Consider the following 14,779-nt stretch of genomic DNA (forward strand, 5'->3'; position numbering starts at 1 on the left):
TGAAGCTGAAGTTCTGTCATGCCCCTGGCGGTTCGCGCGTTCCACCCGCACACTGCATGGGAGCGCTCCCATGTGGGGGTGCCCGTCCTCCGCCGCTGTCGACGAAAGGCCCTCCCGGTGCATGCCTCACCACTCTCCGCACGGCCCACGCGCCGCCGTCCCCGTCACGGGCGGCGCGCGTTCGGGACGTCAGCCGTCGCGTTACTGTTCGCGGCGGCCCTGGCGTCGCCCGGCACGGCTCTGGCCGACGGTGCCGAACCCGGGCCCGAGCAGATCACCAATGGCGATTTCGCGGCCGGTACCGCCTCGTGGTGGTGGACGCCGAACGCCACGGCGGCCGTGTCGGACGGCCGGCTGTGCACGGAGGTGCCCGCCGGCACGTCCAACGCCTGGGACGTCATCGTCGGCCAGAACGACGTCCCGATCGTGGCGGGCGAGACCTACGAGCTGTCGTACGCGGCCAGTTCGACCGTGCCGCTGACCGTCCAGACCCGGGTCCAGGAGGCGGCGGAGCCGTACACGACGGTGCTCTCCTCCGCGGACCCCGTGGGCGCGGAGGCCACACAGGTGACCCGCACCTTCACCGCCTCGGTGGATCTGCCGGCCGCGTCGGTGCAGTTGCAGATCGGCGGCGGTGAGAAGGCGACGGCCTTCTGTCTGGACGACGTGTCGCTGCGCGGCGGTGCCGAGCCGCCCGTGTACGTACCGGACACCGGGTCGCCCGTACGCGTCAACCAGGTCGGGTATCTGCCCCACGGCCCCAAGGGCGGCACCGTGGTCACCGATGCCGATGAGCCGCTGACCTGGACGGTGAAGGCCGGGGACGGCACGACGGCCGCGACCGGCAGGACCGTCCCGCAGGGCGAGGACCCCAGTTCGCTCCAGCGGGTCCACACCTTCGACTTCGGTGAGCTCACCACGGTGGGCGACGGATACACCGTGGAGGTCGACGGCGAGGTGAGCGAGCCGTTCGCGATCGGCGACGACCTGTACGACGGGCTCCGCTCCGACGCGCTGGCGTACTTCTACCACAACCGCAGCGGCATCGAGATCGACGCGGACCTCGTCGGCGAGGAGTACGCGCGCCCGGCCGGTCACATCGGTGTCGCGCCCAACAAGGGCGACACGGACGTCCCGTGCCAGCCGGGTGTCTGCGACTACCGGCTGGATGTGTCGGGCGGCTGGTACGACGCGGGCGACCACGGGAAGTACGTGGTCAACGGCGGCATCTCGGTGGCCCAGCTGATGTCCACGTACGAGCGCACCCTGACCGCGCCGGACGCCGAGTCGGCGGAGCTCGGTGACGGTGAACTGCGGGTGCCCGAGCGGGACAACGGGGTGCCGGACATCCTGGACGAGGCGCGCTGGGAGATGGACTTCCTGATCAAGATGCAGGTCCCGGCCGGTGAACCGCTGGCGGGGATGGTGCACCACAAGATGCACGACGCCGCGTGGACCGGGCTTCCGATGAAGCCGCACCTCGACCCCCAGCAGCGTGAGCTGCACCCGCCGTCGACGGCGGCCACGCTGAATCTCGCGGCCACCGCCGCCCAGTGCGCCCGGCTCTACGCCCCCTTCGACCAGGACTTCGCGGACCGCTGCCTGACGGCCGCCGAGACCGCGTGGGCCGCGGCGAAGCAGCACCCGGACGTCCTCGCCGACCCGGCCGACGGCACCGGCGGCGGCGCGTACAGCGACAACGACGTCTCGGACGAGTTCTACTGGGCGGCGGCCGAGCTGTTCACCACGACGGGCAAGGACACCTACCGCCAGGCGGTGCTCTCCTCCGACCTGCACGGTGACGCGGACGCGGTCTTCCCGGCGGGCGGCGGCATCTCCTGGGGCTCCACCGGCGGACTCGGCGTGCTCACGCTGGCCACCGTGCCGAACGGCCTGACGGCGGACCAGCTCGGTGAGGTCCGCGGGGTCGTCACCACGGCCGCCGACCGTTACGCCGAGCAGTCCCGCAGCCAGGCGTACGGGCTGCCGTACGCGCCCAAGGACCAGGACTACGTCTGGGGGTCCAACAGCCAGGTCCTCAACAACATGATCGTGCTGGCCACGGCCCACGACCTGACCGGCAGGGCCGCCTACCAGGACGCGGTGCTGAGCGGCGCCGACTACCTCCTCGGCCGCAACCCGCTCAACCAGTCGTACGTCACCGGCTACGGCGAGCGGAACTCGCACAACCAGCACCACCGCTTCTGGGCGCACCAGTACGACGCCTCGCTGCCGAACCCGGCACCCGGTTCCCTCGCGGGCGGGCCCAACCTGACCGCGATCGCCTCCGGCGACCCGGTGGCGGCGGAGAAGCTCAGCGGCTGCGCCCCGGCCATGTGCTACATCGACGACATCGGCTCCTGGTCGACCAACGAGATCACCGTCAACTGGAACGCCCCGCTGGCCTTCATCGCCTCCTACCTGGACGACGCGGGCGCCGGCGGGCAGGCGGCCCCGGCCCGCGCGTGCGAGGTCACGTACTCCTCGCACCCGTGGAACAGCGGCTCGACGGTGACGGTCCGCGTCCGGAACACCGGCTCGGAGCCGGTCTCCCCGTGGTCGCTGACCTGGCTGTTCTCCGGTGAGCAGCGGCTGAGCCACACCTGGAGTGCGGAGTTCGCCCAGTCCGGCCGCACGGTCAGCGCCACACCGCTGTCGTGGAACAAGGCCCTCGCGCCGGGTGCGGCGGTCGACTTCGGCTTCAACACCTCGGCCTCGGGCCCGGCCCCGGATCCGGGGGCGTTCAAGCTGAACGGCCGGGCCTGCGACGCGGGCTGATCACGCGCTCCTGAGGGGGTACGGGCCGGGCTGCCGCACCTCGGCACCCGGCCCGTGCCCCGTGGTTCCAGCGCTCAGCGGCGGCCGCGTGACCAGGACGTTCGGTCGGAGCGTGGGACCAGGGCCGCGCGGACCGAGGCCATCCGCTCCTGTACCCCGCCGGTGGGTACGGCGCCGGGCGGGCCCGTGGGGGCGTTCACCGCCTCGCCCCGGCACGGCCCGCAGAGTCCGCCCGCCAGGGCCTCGGGGCTGCCGGGGGCGCGGCACTCGCCGCATTCCAGGCTGAGCAGCACCGCCCGCCGCTCCGGAGCGGGCCGGGGCGGGGGCAGCTTGTCGGTGAGCCGCCTGCGGAGCAGCGAGGCCGCGTGATGGACCGGCACGGGGAGCCCGTCGGTCAGGGCGTGCAGCAACTCGGCCTCGGTGGCGCCCCGCGCGAACCACTCGCCGACCTGCGGCTCCAGGCTCGCGCACTCGGCGGCCGACAGGGTCAGCGCGGGCGCCGTACGCCCCAGGGCGGCCAGCAGGACGAAGGCCCGGCTGCGGGTGGGCCGTTGCGGCTCCTCCTGCGGTACGTCGCCCCGTGTGAACGCCGCCCACCAGGCGTCGTCGCGCGCGGTCCGGGAGAAGAAGGTCCGGGTCACCCAGAGCATGACGTCGTCGGTGGTGACGCACTCGCGGCCCCGGCGCAGGTGCCCGGCCGCCTGGAGCCTGTTGAGCGCGGTCCGCAGGGCGCACTGGCCGTACGGGAGCCACCTGGCCAGTGTCTTCACGGAGACGTCGGAGCCGTCCGGCAGCCGGTCGATGTAGGCGGCGACGGCGGCCTCACGGGGCGGGAGATGCGCGAAGTCGCGCTCACCGCGCGGGCGCTGGTCCGGGGCGGACCGCTTGCCGTAACCGGGGTTCGCCATCGGGTGCGGGGGCACGTAGGGGGCGCGGGGGGCAGCACTAAACTGGTCGACAGCCATCAGATCGTTTGTCCGATCTCGTTGGTCAGACCCCTGTCAGGTGTTGGCTCACCGGCGGGGGTCGTCTTGTTCTAGGGATTTGGCACGCTAGAGCGTAGCCACCGTCCGTGGCAAGTCGGTCACATTCGGTCAACTGTGCAGGCAGGGTGGGTGGGTGGGAACAATCCCGCCTCCCTTTCCTCTGAAAGAGCGCTCGGACTCCAGGACTTGAGCTTCGGGTCCGCGAAGGGCTCGTGATCCGTCACCGTGACCGGCTCACCGCGTCCGGCTCACCGCGTCCCCAGGGAGTACGGCGCCCCCGTGCCGACGGCCCCCAGCTTGTCCGGGTTGGCGACGTTGTGGATCGTCGAGATGCGCCCGGACTCGTCGAAGTCGAAGGTGACCGTGGCGATCACGCGGCCCGCCCCGCTGAAGACCAGGCCGGGTCCGCCGTTGATCTCGACGAGTTCCGCCTTCATGTCGGCCGGCTCGACCCCCTGGTAGGTGACGGTCCCGATGGCCGCGAACCAGGCGGCCACCGTGGACGCGCCCACGACCGGGCGCAGGGCCTGACGGACCTTGCCGCCGCCGTCCGTCCACAGCGTGACGTCCGGGGAGAGCAGCTCCAGCAGGGAGTTCATGTCCCCGCCGGTCGCCGCCGTGAAGAACCGTTCGGTGGCGTCGCGCTGCTGGGTCCGGTCCGCCGCGAAGCGGGGCCGCCGGGCCCGTACGTGTTCACGGGCCCGGTGCGCGGCCTGCCGTACGGCGGCTTCGGACCGCTCCACCGCCTCCGCGATCTCCGCATGGCTGAAGTCGAAGACCTCCTTCAGCACGAACACCGCGCGCTCCAGCGGGCTCAGCGTCTCCAGCACCACCAGCATGGCCATCGAGACCGACTCGGCGTCCATGACGGTGTCGGCGGTGTCCGCGCTGGTCAGGATGGGTTCCGGCAGCCATGGCCCCACATAGACCTCGCGCTTGTGCCGGGTGGAGCGCAGCCGGTCCATCGCCAGGTTCGACACGATCCGCGCCAGATACGCCTTGGGGTCGGCGACCTGGGTGCGGTCCGCGGCCGACCACTTGATCCAGGCGTCCTGCACCGTGTCCTCGGCGTCGGCCGCCGTGCCGAGGATCCGGTAGGCCACCGAGAACAGCAGATTGCGGTACCGGTCGAACGCCTCCTGGCCGGGGTCGGCCGCCACCCCGGTCACCGGGCCGCCCCGATCCGGGTGAATCGGCCACCGCGCGGCCAGAACGCGCCCGACGCGGGCATCTTCTTCATGCGGCCGTAGGTCGGCCAGGGGGAGGCGGTCACCGTCTCCTTATACCGGGCGGCCTTCCGGCCCGTCAGGTACATCCGCCGCGGGCTGTCGTCGGGTCGGGTGAACTGCACGACGGCGTCCTGCCGGCCGAGGCTCACCGGTGTGTGGTAGTAGCCGAAGCGGAAGGGCTTGGGCCGCTTGCCCCGCAGTGTGCGGAGGACCGACACGGCCGCGTGCACCCCGGTCGGCATCCCGCCCTGGCAGGTGCCGTGCATGACGCCGTACCCCTGGCGGACCGCCGCCGCGTCGCCCACCGCGTACACCTCGGGGTGCGAGGTGGACCGCAGGGTGGTGTCGGTGACGACCCGCCCGCGCTCGTCGACCTCCAGGCCCGCCGCGGCGGCCAGCGGGGAGACCCGGGTGCCGCTGGTCCACAGGACGAGGCCGGCCGCGATGCTCTCCCCGCCGGCCAGCTCGACCGAGTCCGGCAGCACCTTCACCACGTCGCACCCGCTGCGGACCCGGACGCCCAGGCGGTCCAGCGCGGACCGTACGTACGCCCCGGCCTTCGGGTTCATCAGCGCACCGGGTTCGTCGCGGCCCAGCAGCACGACGTCCAGCTCCGGGTGCCGCTCGGCGATCTCGGCGGCCGACTCGACGCCGGTCAGCCCGCTGCCGCCGACGACCACCGTGCCGCTGCCGAGCCCCGCCAGCCGGTGGGCCACCGCCTCGGCCTCCTGCGGGCCGTTCAGGGTGTACGCGTACTCCTCGACGCCCGGCACCGCAGAGGTGTCGGCCACGCTGCCCAGCCCGTACACCAGCGTGTCGTAGTGCAGGTCCCGGTCGTCGTCGATCCGTACGGTCCGGGCGTCCGCGTCCACGGCCGTCACCCAGCCGCGTACGAACTCCGCGCCCGTGCCGTCGAGCAGCTCCGGGATGCTCAGCTCGCCGAGCTGTTGCCCGGTCGCCGCCATGTGCAGCCGCAGCCGCTCGGTGAAACGGTCCTGCGCGTTGACCAGGGTGACGCGCACGTCCTCCTGCCGCCTGGTCCTGGCCGCGAGCTGGACGGCCGCGGCCATGCCCGCGTATCCCGCGCCCAGGATCAGGACGTGGTGGGGGGCCGGCCGGTCCGTCGCGTGCGGTGTGTTCATGGTGTCCGCCTTCTTCCGCTGCTTGCTGACGATCTCGGGACGCAAGCAGGGGGTCCGGCTGTGACACGCAGATAATGTGACCTGGGTCACATTGTGAGAGGTGCGGGTGGCGGCAGGGGAGCCGCCCCGTCGGCCCGGAAGGCGTGCAGCAGATAGGCGGCGAGACGCCGGGACGCGGTGGCGGCCTCCTCGCCCGCGCCGGTCGTGACCCCGCAGTTGGCGAGCAGCAGCAAGGTGATGTCGCCCGGCTCGAAGTCCTGGCGCAGCCCGCCCGCGTCCTTGGCCCGCCGGACCAGCAGCGCCAGGCCCTCCTCGGCGCGGGAGCGCTCGCGCGCGAAGTCCGCCTGGTCGGGGAACTCCGTCAGGAACGCCTGGGTGAAGCCCCGGTCCACCGCCTGCATCAGGCAGACCCGCTCGATCACGGTGCAGAACCCGCGCCAGGGATCCGGGTCCGCCAGCCCCTCGTCCAGCACGGACACACAGTGGCCGAGCTCCTCGGTGAACGCCTCCGTCACGAGGGCGTCGCGCGTCGGGAACCGCCGGTACAGCGTGGCCACGCCGACCCCGGCCCGCCGGGCGATCGCCGCCACCGGGACGTCGATGCCCTGCGCCGCGAACGCCTCCCGCGCCGCCTTCAGGATCCGGCCGCGGTTCTCCCTCGCATCGGCGCGCAGGCCGTCCCGGGGCGGCTTGTGAGAGGTCTGAGCAGGCATGTTTCTCACTTTAGTCCAAATGGAGGGGGTCATCCGTTTACCGGCCTACCGTGGAGCACATGAACGACATGCGCGCGGCGCTCTACGACAGCTACGGCCCTCCCGACGTGCTGTACGTCGGCAGGGTCCCGGTACCGGCACTCCAACAGGGCCAGGTGCTGGTCCGCGTCCACGCGGCGAGCGTCAACGGCGGGGAGCTGTACGGACGCGCCGGACGCGTCCGCCTGGTGACCGGCCGCACCTTCCCGCAGCGCACCGGGATCGACTTCGCCGGAGAGGTCGCCGAGGTGGACCCCGCGATCACCGGTCTGCGGCCCGGCGCCCGGGTGTGGGGCGTCCTGCCCCGCACCTTCGGCAGCGCCGCCGAATACGTGGCGGTCCGGCCCCGGAACCTCTCGTACGCCCCCGAGAACCTCGGCCTGGTCGAGGCCGCCGCCCTCCCCGTGGGCACCACCGCCCTCACCGCCTTCCGCAAGGCGCGGCTCGAAGCGGGGCACCGGCTGCTCGTGCGCGGGGGCAGCGGGGGCGTCGGCAGCATCGCCGTACAGCTCGGCAAGGCGCTCGGGGCGCACGTCACGGCCCTCGCGGGCACGAAGAACCTCGACCTCGTCCGGGAGCTGGGCGCCGACGAGGCCCACAGCTACACGACCACCGGGCCGTCCGACCTGGGCCGCTTCGACGTCATCCTGGACACCGTCGGCACCGAACTCCGGGCCTTCCGGCGGCTCCTGGCGCCCGGCGGCCGTATGGTCTCGATCGCCTTCGACCTGGACCACATCGCCGCGAGCCTCGGTTACGTGCTCGCCTCGACGGTCCATGGCCGGGGGCGCGTGCGGTTCTTCAGCGGCAACCCGCAGCACGACCTGCTCGCCGAACTCGCCGGGTACGTGGAGAGCGGCGCCCTCCGCCCCGTGGTGGACACCGTCCACCCGCTCTCGGAGATCGCCTCCGCCCACCGGGCCCTGGAGGCGGGCGGCGTACGGGGCAAGCACGTCATCCAGGTCGTCTGAGCCGCCCCGCTCCTACACGCCGAGACCGGCGTCCCGGGCCAGCAGCGCGGCCTGCACCCTGTTCTCGCACTCCAGCTTGGCCAGGATGCGGCTCACGTACGCCTTCACCGTCGCCTCGCTCATATGGATCCGCTGACCCGCGTCCGCGTTGGAGAGGCCCTCGCCGAGGAGGGCCAGAACCTCGCGTTCGCGGTCACTCAGCTTCTCCAGCCTCCGGCGGGCGTCCTCCGCCCGCCGGGTGGTGCCGCCGGACGCCAGCGAATCCACGACGTGCCGCGTGGCGCCCGGCGACAGATACGCCTCGCCGGCCGCCGCCGCCCGGACCGCCCGCATCAGCTCCGCCGGGGCCGAGTCCTTCAGCAGAAAGCCCGCACTTCCCCCGGTCAGGGCCCGCAGCACGTTGTGCCGCTCCCCGAACGTCGTCAGGATCAGGACCCTCACCTGGGGAGCCGCCCGGCGCAGCTCGCCCAGGGCCGTCAGCCCGTCCATGACCGGCATCTGGATGTCCATCAGCGCGACGTCGACCCGCTGCGAGCGGGCGAGTTCGACCGCCTCACGGCCGTCGGCCGCCTCCGCGACGACGTCGATGTCGTCGGCCGAGGAGAGGATCATCCGGATGCCCGCCCGGATCAGCGGCTCGTCATCCGCCACAAGAACCCTGATCACGACTCTCCTGAGCGGTTCTGATCTGCCATGTTCCCTCAGGTCGCCTCGAATGACTTCTTCTCGATCAGCTTGCCGTCCTTGAAGCAGAACCGGAAGACCGGGTCCGCGTCCAGGCTGCTCCCGATCTCCGAGGAGAGGAGGGTGAGGCACGTCGAGCCGTCGGGCTCCGGCGGCGCTCCTGCACCCGGGCCGGTGTTCATGAACGAGTCGCCGTGCGGCAGCGCGTCACGGACGGACTGCTCGGACTGGCCGATCTTCACCGCGTCGTACTGCGCGGGCTCGATCATCGCCTTGTCCGCCTCGCGTACGAGGAGGACGACCCCGACCACCACCGCGATCAGCAGCACCACGCCGACCAGGGCCGCCACCCCGCACCCGATGGCTATCCCGTTGCCCCTCTTGGTCCTGTTCACTGCCCTGGCCAACTCCTTCGGGAGACCGTTCCACTCGATGACCGGACCAGCCTCACCTCCGGAGCCCGCCGGGATCTGCGCCCGAAAGTCGTCCGGCGGAGCGACGAACGTCTTCCTCGTGTCACCGGGGGAGGCGTACGGGAGGACGCCGGCCAGCCGGAACCCACCGTCGGCCGTGGGACCCGCGTGCACCATGCCGCCGACCAGCCGGGCCCGCTCCTCAAGACCGGTCAGCCCCTGGCCGCCGCTCGCCACACCACCGCGCACCGGCTCTGCCACCGGGCCGTTGGCGACCTCCACGACCAGCGAGTCCGGCTCGTACCGCAGGCCGATGGAGATCGAGGCGCCCGGCGCGTGCTTATGGGCGTTCGTCAGGCCCTCCTGGACGACGCGGTACGCCGCGTGGTCGGCGGTGGTCGCGAGCGGTCGCACCTCGCCCGAGCGCCGGACCTCCACGGCCGTACCGGCCTTCCGGGACGTCTCGGCCAGCTCGTCGATGCCCGCCACCCCACGGGACGGCGCCCCGGGGCCCTCGTCTCCCTGAGGAGCACCGTCGGCCGGGGAGGCGTCCGCACCGTCCCGCAGTACGCCGACGACGTCGCGCAGTTCGTGCATCGCGGCCACCGACGCCTCCCGCAGCACACCGACAGCCTCGCGCTGCTGGTCGGTCAGCGCGCGGTCCACCTCCAGCGCACCCGTGTGCACGGCGATCAGCGCGAGTTGATGGCCGAGGCTGTCGTGCATGTCCTGCGCGATGCGCTGACGCTCCAACATCCTGGCCTGACCGACGAGCATCGCCCGCTCGCGCAGGAGTTGGGCGTTGTACTCGTGGAGCGTGTCGGTCAGGGTCCGACGCTGCGACCAGTAACGCCCCGCGAGCCCCGGCACGACGATCGCGACCAGGATGAACATCCCGGCGACGGCCAGCAGCGGCAACGACGCGTGCGATTCCCACGCGGCGGTCAGGCCGAGGGCGAGACCGTACGCGAGGGCGAAGACACCGCACGCCCTGCCGAGCCCCTCGATCCGGCGCCCCGCCGACCAGGCGACGACGAGAAGCAGGGGCGCGAACCCGAAGAACGGCGCGGAACCGGCCGCGGCCGCCAGCAGCACCGCCGCGGGCAGCCCTCGGCGCAGGAGCGACAACAGCCCGGCCACCAGGCCGACCCCGACGGCCACCGCCGTGTTCTCGTCGTCCAGAAGCCCGGCGCCCACCCCCGCCAGCGCGAGTGCCAGGCTCAGAAACGATTCGCCGACGATGCGCCCGGCCGGCCACATCTCCGGCGCGAGCAGGGCCCGCCCCGGCCATACGCGGGTGGCGGGGGCGGGGTGTGCGGGGGCCACGGAATCCAGACGAGTCACGCGCCCACGGTAGAGACCTCCGGTCCGGCGCCGCTGTAGCCGTTGGTCGCGACGCGGAACGACGAAAGTCGCTCAGCCGCGCTTCAGGTCGGCGATGAAGGCGGACCAGGCGGCGGTCCGGAACACGAGCGCCGGGCCGTCGGTGACCTTGGAGTCCCGGACGGGGACGACGTGGGGGAGGCCGTCGGCGACTTCGAGGCAGTCACCGCCGCTGCCGCCGCTGTACGTGGACTTGCGCCAGGTGGCTACCTCCAGGCAGTTGCCGCCGCTGCCGTCGCTGTAGGAGGACTTGTGCCAAGTCGCTGTGGTCAGGTCGTAGTCAGAACTGCTGATCTTCATGGGCGTAATCCTCCGCCACTGAATCGATCAAGGCCAGGGACGCATCGGGTGACAATGCGCTGGCCACCAGTAGATCGTAGGTCAGTTCGTACGACCGCACCGATGCCGGATCGTCGAGTAGCTGTCCTGATCCCAGCCCGTCCAAGTAGGCCAGGGGAGGTGCATCAGGGAAGGTCATGAGCTTGAGCGGTCCGCCCATGGCCGGGTGCCCGCCCGCACTGAATGGCAACACCTGGACAATGATGCGTCGTTGCCGCATCAGCTTGGTGAGGTGGGTCAGTGCCTCTCGCATCACTGCGAAACCGCCGACTCTTCGTCGCAGGGCGGCTTCGTCCAGAACTGTCCAAACCAGGGGTGTTGTTGGATGGGACAGCAAGCTGGCCCGAGCGACTCTGGCCTCGACGAGCTCGTCCACCACTTCTTCCGGGGCGGTCGGCCTGTAGCCCAGAAAGACCGCCCGCGCGTAGGACTCGGCCTGTAGGAGCCCCGGGATGAGCAGCGGTGAGTACTCCCTGATCGTCTCCGCAACGGCCTCCGCCTCCGCCGCCTCCGCGAAGTGGTCCGGGTACTTGGACTTCTTCAGCGCCGCGCAGTTCCGTACGAAGAAACCGCCCGCGCCCAGCACCTCGTCCAGCTTCTGGGCCTGGTCCACCTGCATGCGCCGCGTACCGGCCTCCAGTTGTCCGATGAAGGAGCCGCTGACGAACAGCGGTGCCCCCAGGTCGTCCTGCGACAGGCCCGCCGCCTCCCTGCGGTGGCGGAGTTCGGCGCCCAGGAGGGCGCGGGGTGAGGACGAGGGATCGAGCTTCTTGGGTCCGGGCAATGCGACTCCCTGATGACACATCTGGTGGTGTTGGAACTGCGCCTCTTCCACGGTAGCGATGAATTGGACACGCTGTGTAGGCATACCCACTACTCAGCGTGGAAATGGGGAAGATCATGATGACGGCTACGGAACGGCGCAAAGAAGCAGCGGACAGAGTGCGTGCGGCGGAGGACGCGGTGGCACGGCTGCGGGCCGGACTCGCGGGGGTCGGCGTGAAGCTGCCGTCGCTGCGGGTCGACCCGGTGTCGTGCGCGGCCAACGAGCCGACTCCGCTGGTCGATCTCGGGCGGTGCTCGATCGAGACGGCCATGCGGCTGAGTGTGCAGGTGGAAGCGGCGGCGGCTCATGACAGTTGAAGGACTGGAGCCCTGTACGCCCGAGCCCGGGACCTTCGCCGTGGACGGGCGGGACGGACGGGTGGGCCGGGTGATGGGCCGGGTCGGACCGTACGTGCAACTGCGTCCGCCGGGCGGTGGCGCGGAGTGGGACTGCCCGCCGGAAGCCGTCCGGCCGGCCCCGCCGGGGCTCGTGCTGCGGGCGCGGGTGCGGGAGATCAACCGGGAGGGGCGGCTGCCCTGAGGCGGGCGGCCCGGCGAGTCACGTCCGGGTGGCCGCCGGCTGCGGCTCCCGGGCCGGGGCGAGCCGCCGCTGGAGTACGGCGAGGACCGTGTGCGCCGGCGGAAGGACCAGGGCGCCGGTGAGGAGCAGGGCGGCGGCGATCGGGGCGAGGACCCCGGCGACGTACGCGGCGTAGGTGTTGTCCGGGCCCCACGCCAGGACGAGGTGGACCGTGCCGGAGCGCAGGGGCCGGGCGGCGGTGTGCAGCAGGAGGTACACGCCGACCGTGAGCAGCCCCAGGGGCAGCGCGACGGCCACGGTACGGAACCAGGCGGCGGAGGTCCGGCTCCAGGTCAGCGCCCAGGAGCGGCGCAGGGCGGCCCGGGGCCCGAGGCCGTCCGTCGCGGCGGTGGCCGGGGCCAGGGTCCAGCCGAGCCGGAGGACGAGGGCGGTCGCCGCGCCGAGCAGGGGCGGACCGTAGCGCAGGACCTCGAAGAGGTTGGGGTACTCCCACTTCGGGACGATCGCGGTGTGCTCGCGGAACAGGGTGGTGGTGAAGTACTCCTGCACCAGGATCCCGAGGACCAGCGGAGCCCAAACGAGCACCCCGCGCAGCACGTACACGCCCAGGACCGTACGGAATCGGCCGTGACTCCCGTCGGCCCCCGTAGCGCGGGCGGCCGCCCTCTGGACGGCGGTGCATCCCAGGTGCAGCAGGAGGATCAGGAACGGCAGGCAGGCGAGGAGGATGAGCCAGAGGTGCTGCACCCGGCGGCCGTCGGGGGCGTAGGAGTCCCCGTCGTACTCCTCGGCCCGGATCGCGCCCGCCCGTATCTCGGTGAACGTGGGCCAGGCGGCGAGGAACGCCACGGCCGTCAGCAGCAGGGCCCCCAGGGCGACCAGTCCGGTCACGCGCGCCGTGAGCCCGGACAGCGGTCGCCCGTCCCGGCGCAGCACGCCGAACGCGGTACGGACGACGCCGTGCCGTGGCCCGTCCCTGCCCTCCTCCGCCCGCAGTTCCTCGGAGGTGGTGGGGCCGTTCGTCATACGTTCCGCTCCTTGCTCTCGGCATGCGCTGCCCGGTGCCGGAATCAGCGTCTGCCCGGAGAGATGCAGATGAACGGTGGTGCGGTTCTCCGGTCGGAACGAACGGGGGACACCTGCGGTGAGGTCGGTGCGGCGCTCACACGATCGTGGGACGCTGGAGGAAGCGGCGGACTGCCGCAGGAACGTCGATCTACGCTCCCACACGAGGCCACAGGAGAAGGGACCTGCGATGACCGCTGCGATGGTCGAAAGCGATCAGGGCTCCGAGGGCCGCCCGTGGGAGTACCTGCTGCGGACATGGCAGGAACTGGACGTGCCCGAGGGGTGGCGCGCCGAGATCGACGAAGGGCAGATCGTCTTGGTACCGCCGCCTCACGCTCACCACAACGGCATCGCCGAAATGGTGCAGCGTCTGCTCTACAGAGGCCTCCCCGATGCGCTGGGGATCTATCAGACGCTCGGTGTGCACGTCGCGCCGCTCGACAAGCTGTACGTCCCGGACCTCGTCGTGATGCCGACCGAGCTGATCGCGGCAGCCGATCCGGAGGCCAGCGCCCCCCTGGACGCGTCGGAAGCGCTGCTGATCGTCGAGATCACGTCCCAGGGGAACGCCCGCGAGGACAGGACGAAGAAGTACCGCGCCTACGCGCGCGCGGGGGTCCCGATGTACCTGCTGATCGACCGGTTCGACACGCGAGGGGCGATGACCACGCTGTTCACCGAGCCCAACGAGGACGGAACGTACAAGCGTTCCGACGCCGTGCCCTTCGGGAAGCCCCTTCCGCTGCCCGCGCCCTTCGACGTCACGCTGCTCACGGACGGCTTCCCGCACTGACAGCGGGGCCGGCCCCGTGATGGGAGCCGACCCCGCCTCTGATCATGGTGTCGCCCGGACTACACGATGCGGTAGCTGTCGTAGTAGCCGCCGACCTGGGCGTGGTAGCCCGGGTCGTCCGCATGCTTGTGCTTGTCGAACTCGGGGGAGTCCTTGATCTGGTCCTTGGTCAGGTCGACGAATATCTTCTTGTGCTCGATGTCGATGCCCTTGACCGTGCCTGCCGGAAGCAGGACGTCCTTGCCGAAGATCCAGACTCCGGTGTCGACGACCAGGTAGGCCGAGCCCACCTCGTCGGAGTGCCTGTCGACCTTGCCGATGCTTCCGTCCGTCGCCTCGACCGAGTATCCGGTCAGGTCGGCGCCCGCAGTGTGACCGCTCGTGGGCTGGTAGCCCCACAGGTTGTCGCTCATGAATTGGCTCCTTCCTCGACTTACTCGACGGTTTCATTCGGCACGGCGCATCATCGTCGCGATGAGGACGAGTGCCGCTCTCTCTTTCGGCTGCCCGCACTTTTCCGGGCCACACCCGGTGAATTCCACGACGGCAGAAAAATGCGGGCGGCCCAGGACCATGGGGTCCTGGGCCGCCCGCATCAGTGCTGGTAGGAGTGGTCTACCAGCGGTACCACCGGCCGCGCTTCCCACCGGAACTCGACCGGGCGAAGAACCCGACGAGCCAGACGATCAGCACGATCACGGCGATCCACCAGAGTGCCTTGAGTGCGAAACCGGCACCGAAAAGGATCAGGGCGAGCAGAAGAACGAGAAGCAGGGGAACCATAGTTATCAACCTCCGAGACAGCTGGTGCCCCCCAATTCTCCGGCTACACACAACTCTTTTCGAAAGTGCCCGGACGGTGTGCCCGGGGTGCT

The 14,779-nt window shown here is 71.3% G+C and carries 16 protein-coding genes; 5 read left to right on the forward strand and 11 right to left on the reverse strand.

Annotation, left to right across the window (positions count from 1 at the left end; all coding sequences use genetic code 11):
* Positions 1–117: 117 nt before the first annotated feature.
* Complete coding sequence (locus ACZ607_RS21890) at positions 118–2,778, forward strand: glycoside hydrolase family 9 protein (RefSeq protein WP_469736977.1); 2,661 nt, start codon at positions 118–120, stop codon at positions 2,776–2,778.
* 74 nt (positions 2,779–2,852) lie between these two features.
* Here the strand turns inward: ACZ607_RS21890 and ACZ607_RS21895 are convergent, their stop codons facing one another.
* The 4 genes from ACZ607_RS21895 to ACZ607_RS21910 form a co-directional block, all read right to left on the reverse strand.
* The gene (locus ACZ607_RS21895) at positions 2,853–3,743 is read right to left on the reverse strand and encodes a hypothetical protein (RefSeq protein ID WP_469736979.1); all 891 of its coding nucleotides are present in this window, start codon (positions 3,741–3,743) and stop codon (positions 2,853–2,855) included.
* 269 nt (positions 3,744–4,012) lie between these two features.
* Complete coding sequence (locus ACZ607_RS21900) at positions 4,013–4,933, reverse strand: RNA polymerase sigma-70 factor (protein WP_469736981.1); 921 nt, start codon at positions 4,931–4,933, stop codon at positions 4,013–4,015.
* Positions 4,930–6,135: an NAD(P)/FAD-dependent oxidoreductase gene (locus ACZ607_RS21905; protein ID WP_469736983.1), complete on the reverse strand. Its 1,206-nt coding sequence runs from the start codon at positions 6,133–6,135 to the stop codon at positions 4,930–4,932. The genes ACZ607_RS21900 and ACZ607_RS21905 overlap by 4 nt, the downstream gene beginning before the upstream one ends.
* Positions 6,136–6,221: 86 nt before the next feature.
* Complete coding sequence (locus tag ACZ607_RS21910) at positions 6,222–6,848, reverse strand: TetR/AcrR family transcriptional regulator (protein WP_469736985.1); 627 nt, start codon at positions 6,846–6,848, stop codon at positions 6,222–6,224.
* A 59-nt stretch (positions 6,849–6,907) separates the two neighbouring features.
* Between ACZ607_RS21910 and ACZ607_RS21915 the strand changes: the two genes are divergently transcribed.
* The gene (locus tag ACZ607_RS21915) at positions 6,908–7,858 is read left to right on the forward strand and encodes an NAD(P)-dependent alcohol dehydrogenase (protein ID WP_469736987.1); all 951 of its coding nucleotides are present in this window, start codon (positions 6,908–6,910) and stop codon (positions 7,856–7,858) included.
* Positions 7,859–7,870: 12 nt separating this feature from the next.
* Here ACZ607_RS21915 and ACZ607_RS21920 read toward each other — a convergent pair whose 3' ends face one another.
* The 4 genes from ACZ607_RS21920 to ACZ607_RS21935 form a co-directional block, all read right to left on the reverse strand.
* Positions 7,871–8,524, reverse strand: coding sequence for a response regulator transcription factor (locus tag ACZ607_RS21920; protein ID WP_469736989.1), 654 nt, complete (start codon positions 8,522–8,524; stop codon positions 7,871–7,873).
* Between the two features lie 35 nt (positions 8,525–8,559).
* Positions 8,560–10,215, reverse strand: coding sequence for a sensor histidine kinase (locus ACZ607_RS21925; protein WP_469737715.1), 1,656 nt, complete (start codon positions 10,213–10,215; stop codon positions 8,560–8,562).
* Between the two features lie 156 nt (positions 10,216–10,371).
* Positions 10,372–10,638 carry a DUF397 domain-containing protein gene (locus tag ACZ607_RS21930; RefSeq protein WP_469736991.1) on the reverse strand — a complete coding sequence of 89 codons (267 nt, stop codon included), beginning with the start codon at positions 10,636–10,638 and terminating at the stop codon, positions 10,372–10,374.
* A complete protein-coding gene (locus ACZ607_RS21935; protein ID WP_469737717.1) occupies positions 10,619–11,461 on the reverse strand; it encodes a helix-turn-helix domain-containing protein in 843 nt (280 codons plus the stop codon). The genes ACZ607_RS21930 and ACZ607_RS21935 overlap by 20 nt, the downstream gene beginning before the upstream one ends.
* A gap of 119 nt (positions 11,462–11,580) precedes the next feature.
* Between ACZ607_RS21935 and ACZ607_RS21940 the strand changes: the two genes are divergently transcribed.
* Positions 11,581–11,820: a hypothetical protein gene (locus tag ACZ607_RS21940; RefSeq protein ID WP_469737719.1), complete on the forward strand. Its 240-nt coding sequence runs from the start codon at positions 11,581–11,583 to the stop codon at positions 11,818–11,820.
* Complete coding sequence (locus ACZ607_RS21945; protein ID WP_099174079.1) at positions 11,810–12,043, forward strand: hypothetical protein; 234 nt, start codon at positions 11,810–11,812, stop codon at positions 12,041–12,043. The genes ACZ607_RS21940 and ACZ607_RS21945 overlap by 11 nt, the downstream gene beginning before the upstream one ends.
* Positions 12,044–12,061: 18 nt before the next feature.
* On the opposite strand, the gene ACZ607_RS21950 is transcribed toward ACZ607_RS21945, so the two are convergent.
* Positions 12,062–13,069, reverse strand: coding sequence for a hypothetical protein (locus ACZ607_RS21950; protein WP_469736992.1), 1,008 nt, complete (start codon positions 13,067–13,069; stop codon positions 12,062–12,064).
* Between the two features lie 229 nt (positions 13,070–13,298).
* On the opposite strand from ACZ607_RS21950, the gene ACZ607_RS21955 reads away from it, so the two are divergent.
* On the forward strand, positions 13,299–13,904 hold the full coding sequence (locus tag ACZ607_RS21955) for a Uma2 family endonuclease (RefSeq protein WP_469736994.1): 606 nt from the start codon (positions 13,299–13,301) through the stop codon (positions 13,902–13,904).
* Positions 13,905–13,963: 59 nt separating this feature from the next.
* Here the strand turns inward: ACZ607_RS21955 and ACZ607_RS21960 are convergent, their stop codons facing one another.
* Together ACZ607_RS21960 and ACZ607_RS21965 are read right to left on the reverse strand one after the other, a co-directional pair.
* Complete coding sequence (locus ACZ607_RS21960; protein WP_469736996.1) at positions 13,964–14,317, reverse strand: PRC-barrel domain-containing protein; 354 nt, start codon at positions 14,315–14,317, stop codon at positions 13,964–13,966.
* Positions 14,318–14,519: 202 nt separating this feature from the next.
* Positions 14,520–14,687 (reverse strand): DUF5670 family protein, encoded by a 168-nt coding sequence (locus ACZ607_RS21965; protein WP_124274063.1) that lies wholly within the window; start codon positions 14,685–14,687, stop codon positions 14,520–14,522.
* Between the last annotated feature and the right edge of the window lie 92 nt (positions 14,688–14,779).

It is taken from the genome of Streptomyces sp. NPDC104381 (assembly GCF_055583745.1).

Excerpts from the sequence above, each read along its gene's own strand:
- ACZ607_RS21895 (WP_469736979.1), bottom strand. The coding sequence starts at position 3,743 with ATGGCTGTCGACCAGTTTAGTGCTGCCCCCCGCGCCCCCTACGTGCCC.
- ACZ607_RS21955 (WP_469736994.1), top strand. The coding sequence starts at position 13,299 with ATGACCGCTGCGATGGTCGAAAGCGATCAGGGCTCCGAGGGCCGCCCG.
- ACZ607_RS21965 (WP_124274063.1), bottom strand. The coding sequence starts at position 14,687 with ATGGTTCCCCTGCTTCTCGTTCTTCTGCTCGCCCTGATCCTTTTCGGT.
- ACZ607_RS21940 (WP_469737719.1), top strand. The coding sequence starts at position 11,581 with ATGACGGCTACGGAACGGCGCAAAGAAGCAGCGGACAGAGTGCGTGCG.
- ACZ607_RS21950 (WP_469736992.1), bottom strand. The coding sequence starts at position 13,069 with ATGACGAACGGCCCCACCACCTCCGAGGAACTGCGGGCGGAGGAGGGC.
- ACZ607_RS21910 (WP_469736985.1), bottom strand. The coding sequence starts at position 6,848 with ATGCCTGCTCAGACCTCTCACAAGCCGCCCCGGGACGGCCTGCGCGCC.
- ACZ607_RS21905 (WP_469736983.1), bottom strand. The coding sequence starts at position 6,135 with ATGAACACACCGCACGCGACGGACCGGCCGGCCCCCCACCACGTCCTG.
- ACZ607_RS21930 (WP_469736991.1), bottom strand. The coding sequence starts at position 10,638 with ATGAAGATCAGCAGTTCTGACTACGACCTGACCACAGCGACTTGGCAC.
- ACZ607_RS21915 (WP_469736987.1), top strand. The coding sequence starts at position 6,908 with ATGAACGACATGCGCGCGGCGCTCTACGACAGCTACGGCCCTCCCGAC.
- ACZ607_RS21925 (WP_469737715.1), bottom strand. The coding sequence starts at position 10,215 with ATGTGGCCGGCCGGGCGCATCGTCGGCGAATCGTTTCTGAGCCTGGCA.
- ACZ607_RS21960 (WP_469736996.1), bottom strand. The coding sequence starts at position 14,317 with ATGAGCGACAACCTGTGGGGCTACCAGCCCACGAGCGGTCACACTGCG.
- ACZ607_RS21945 (WP_099174079.1), top strand. The coding sequence starts at position 11,810 with ATGACAGTTGAAGGACTGGAGCCCTGTACGCCCGAGCCCGGGACCTTC.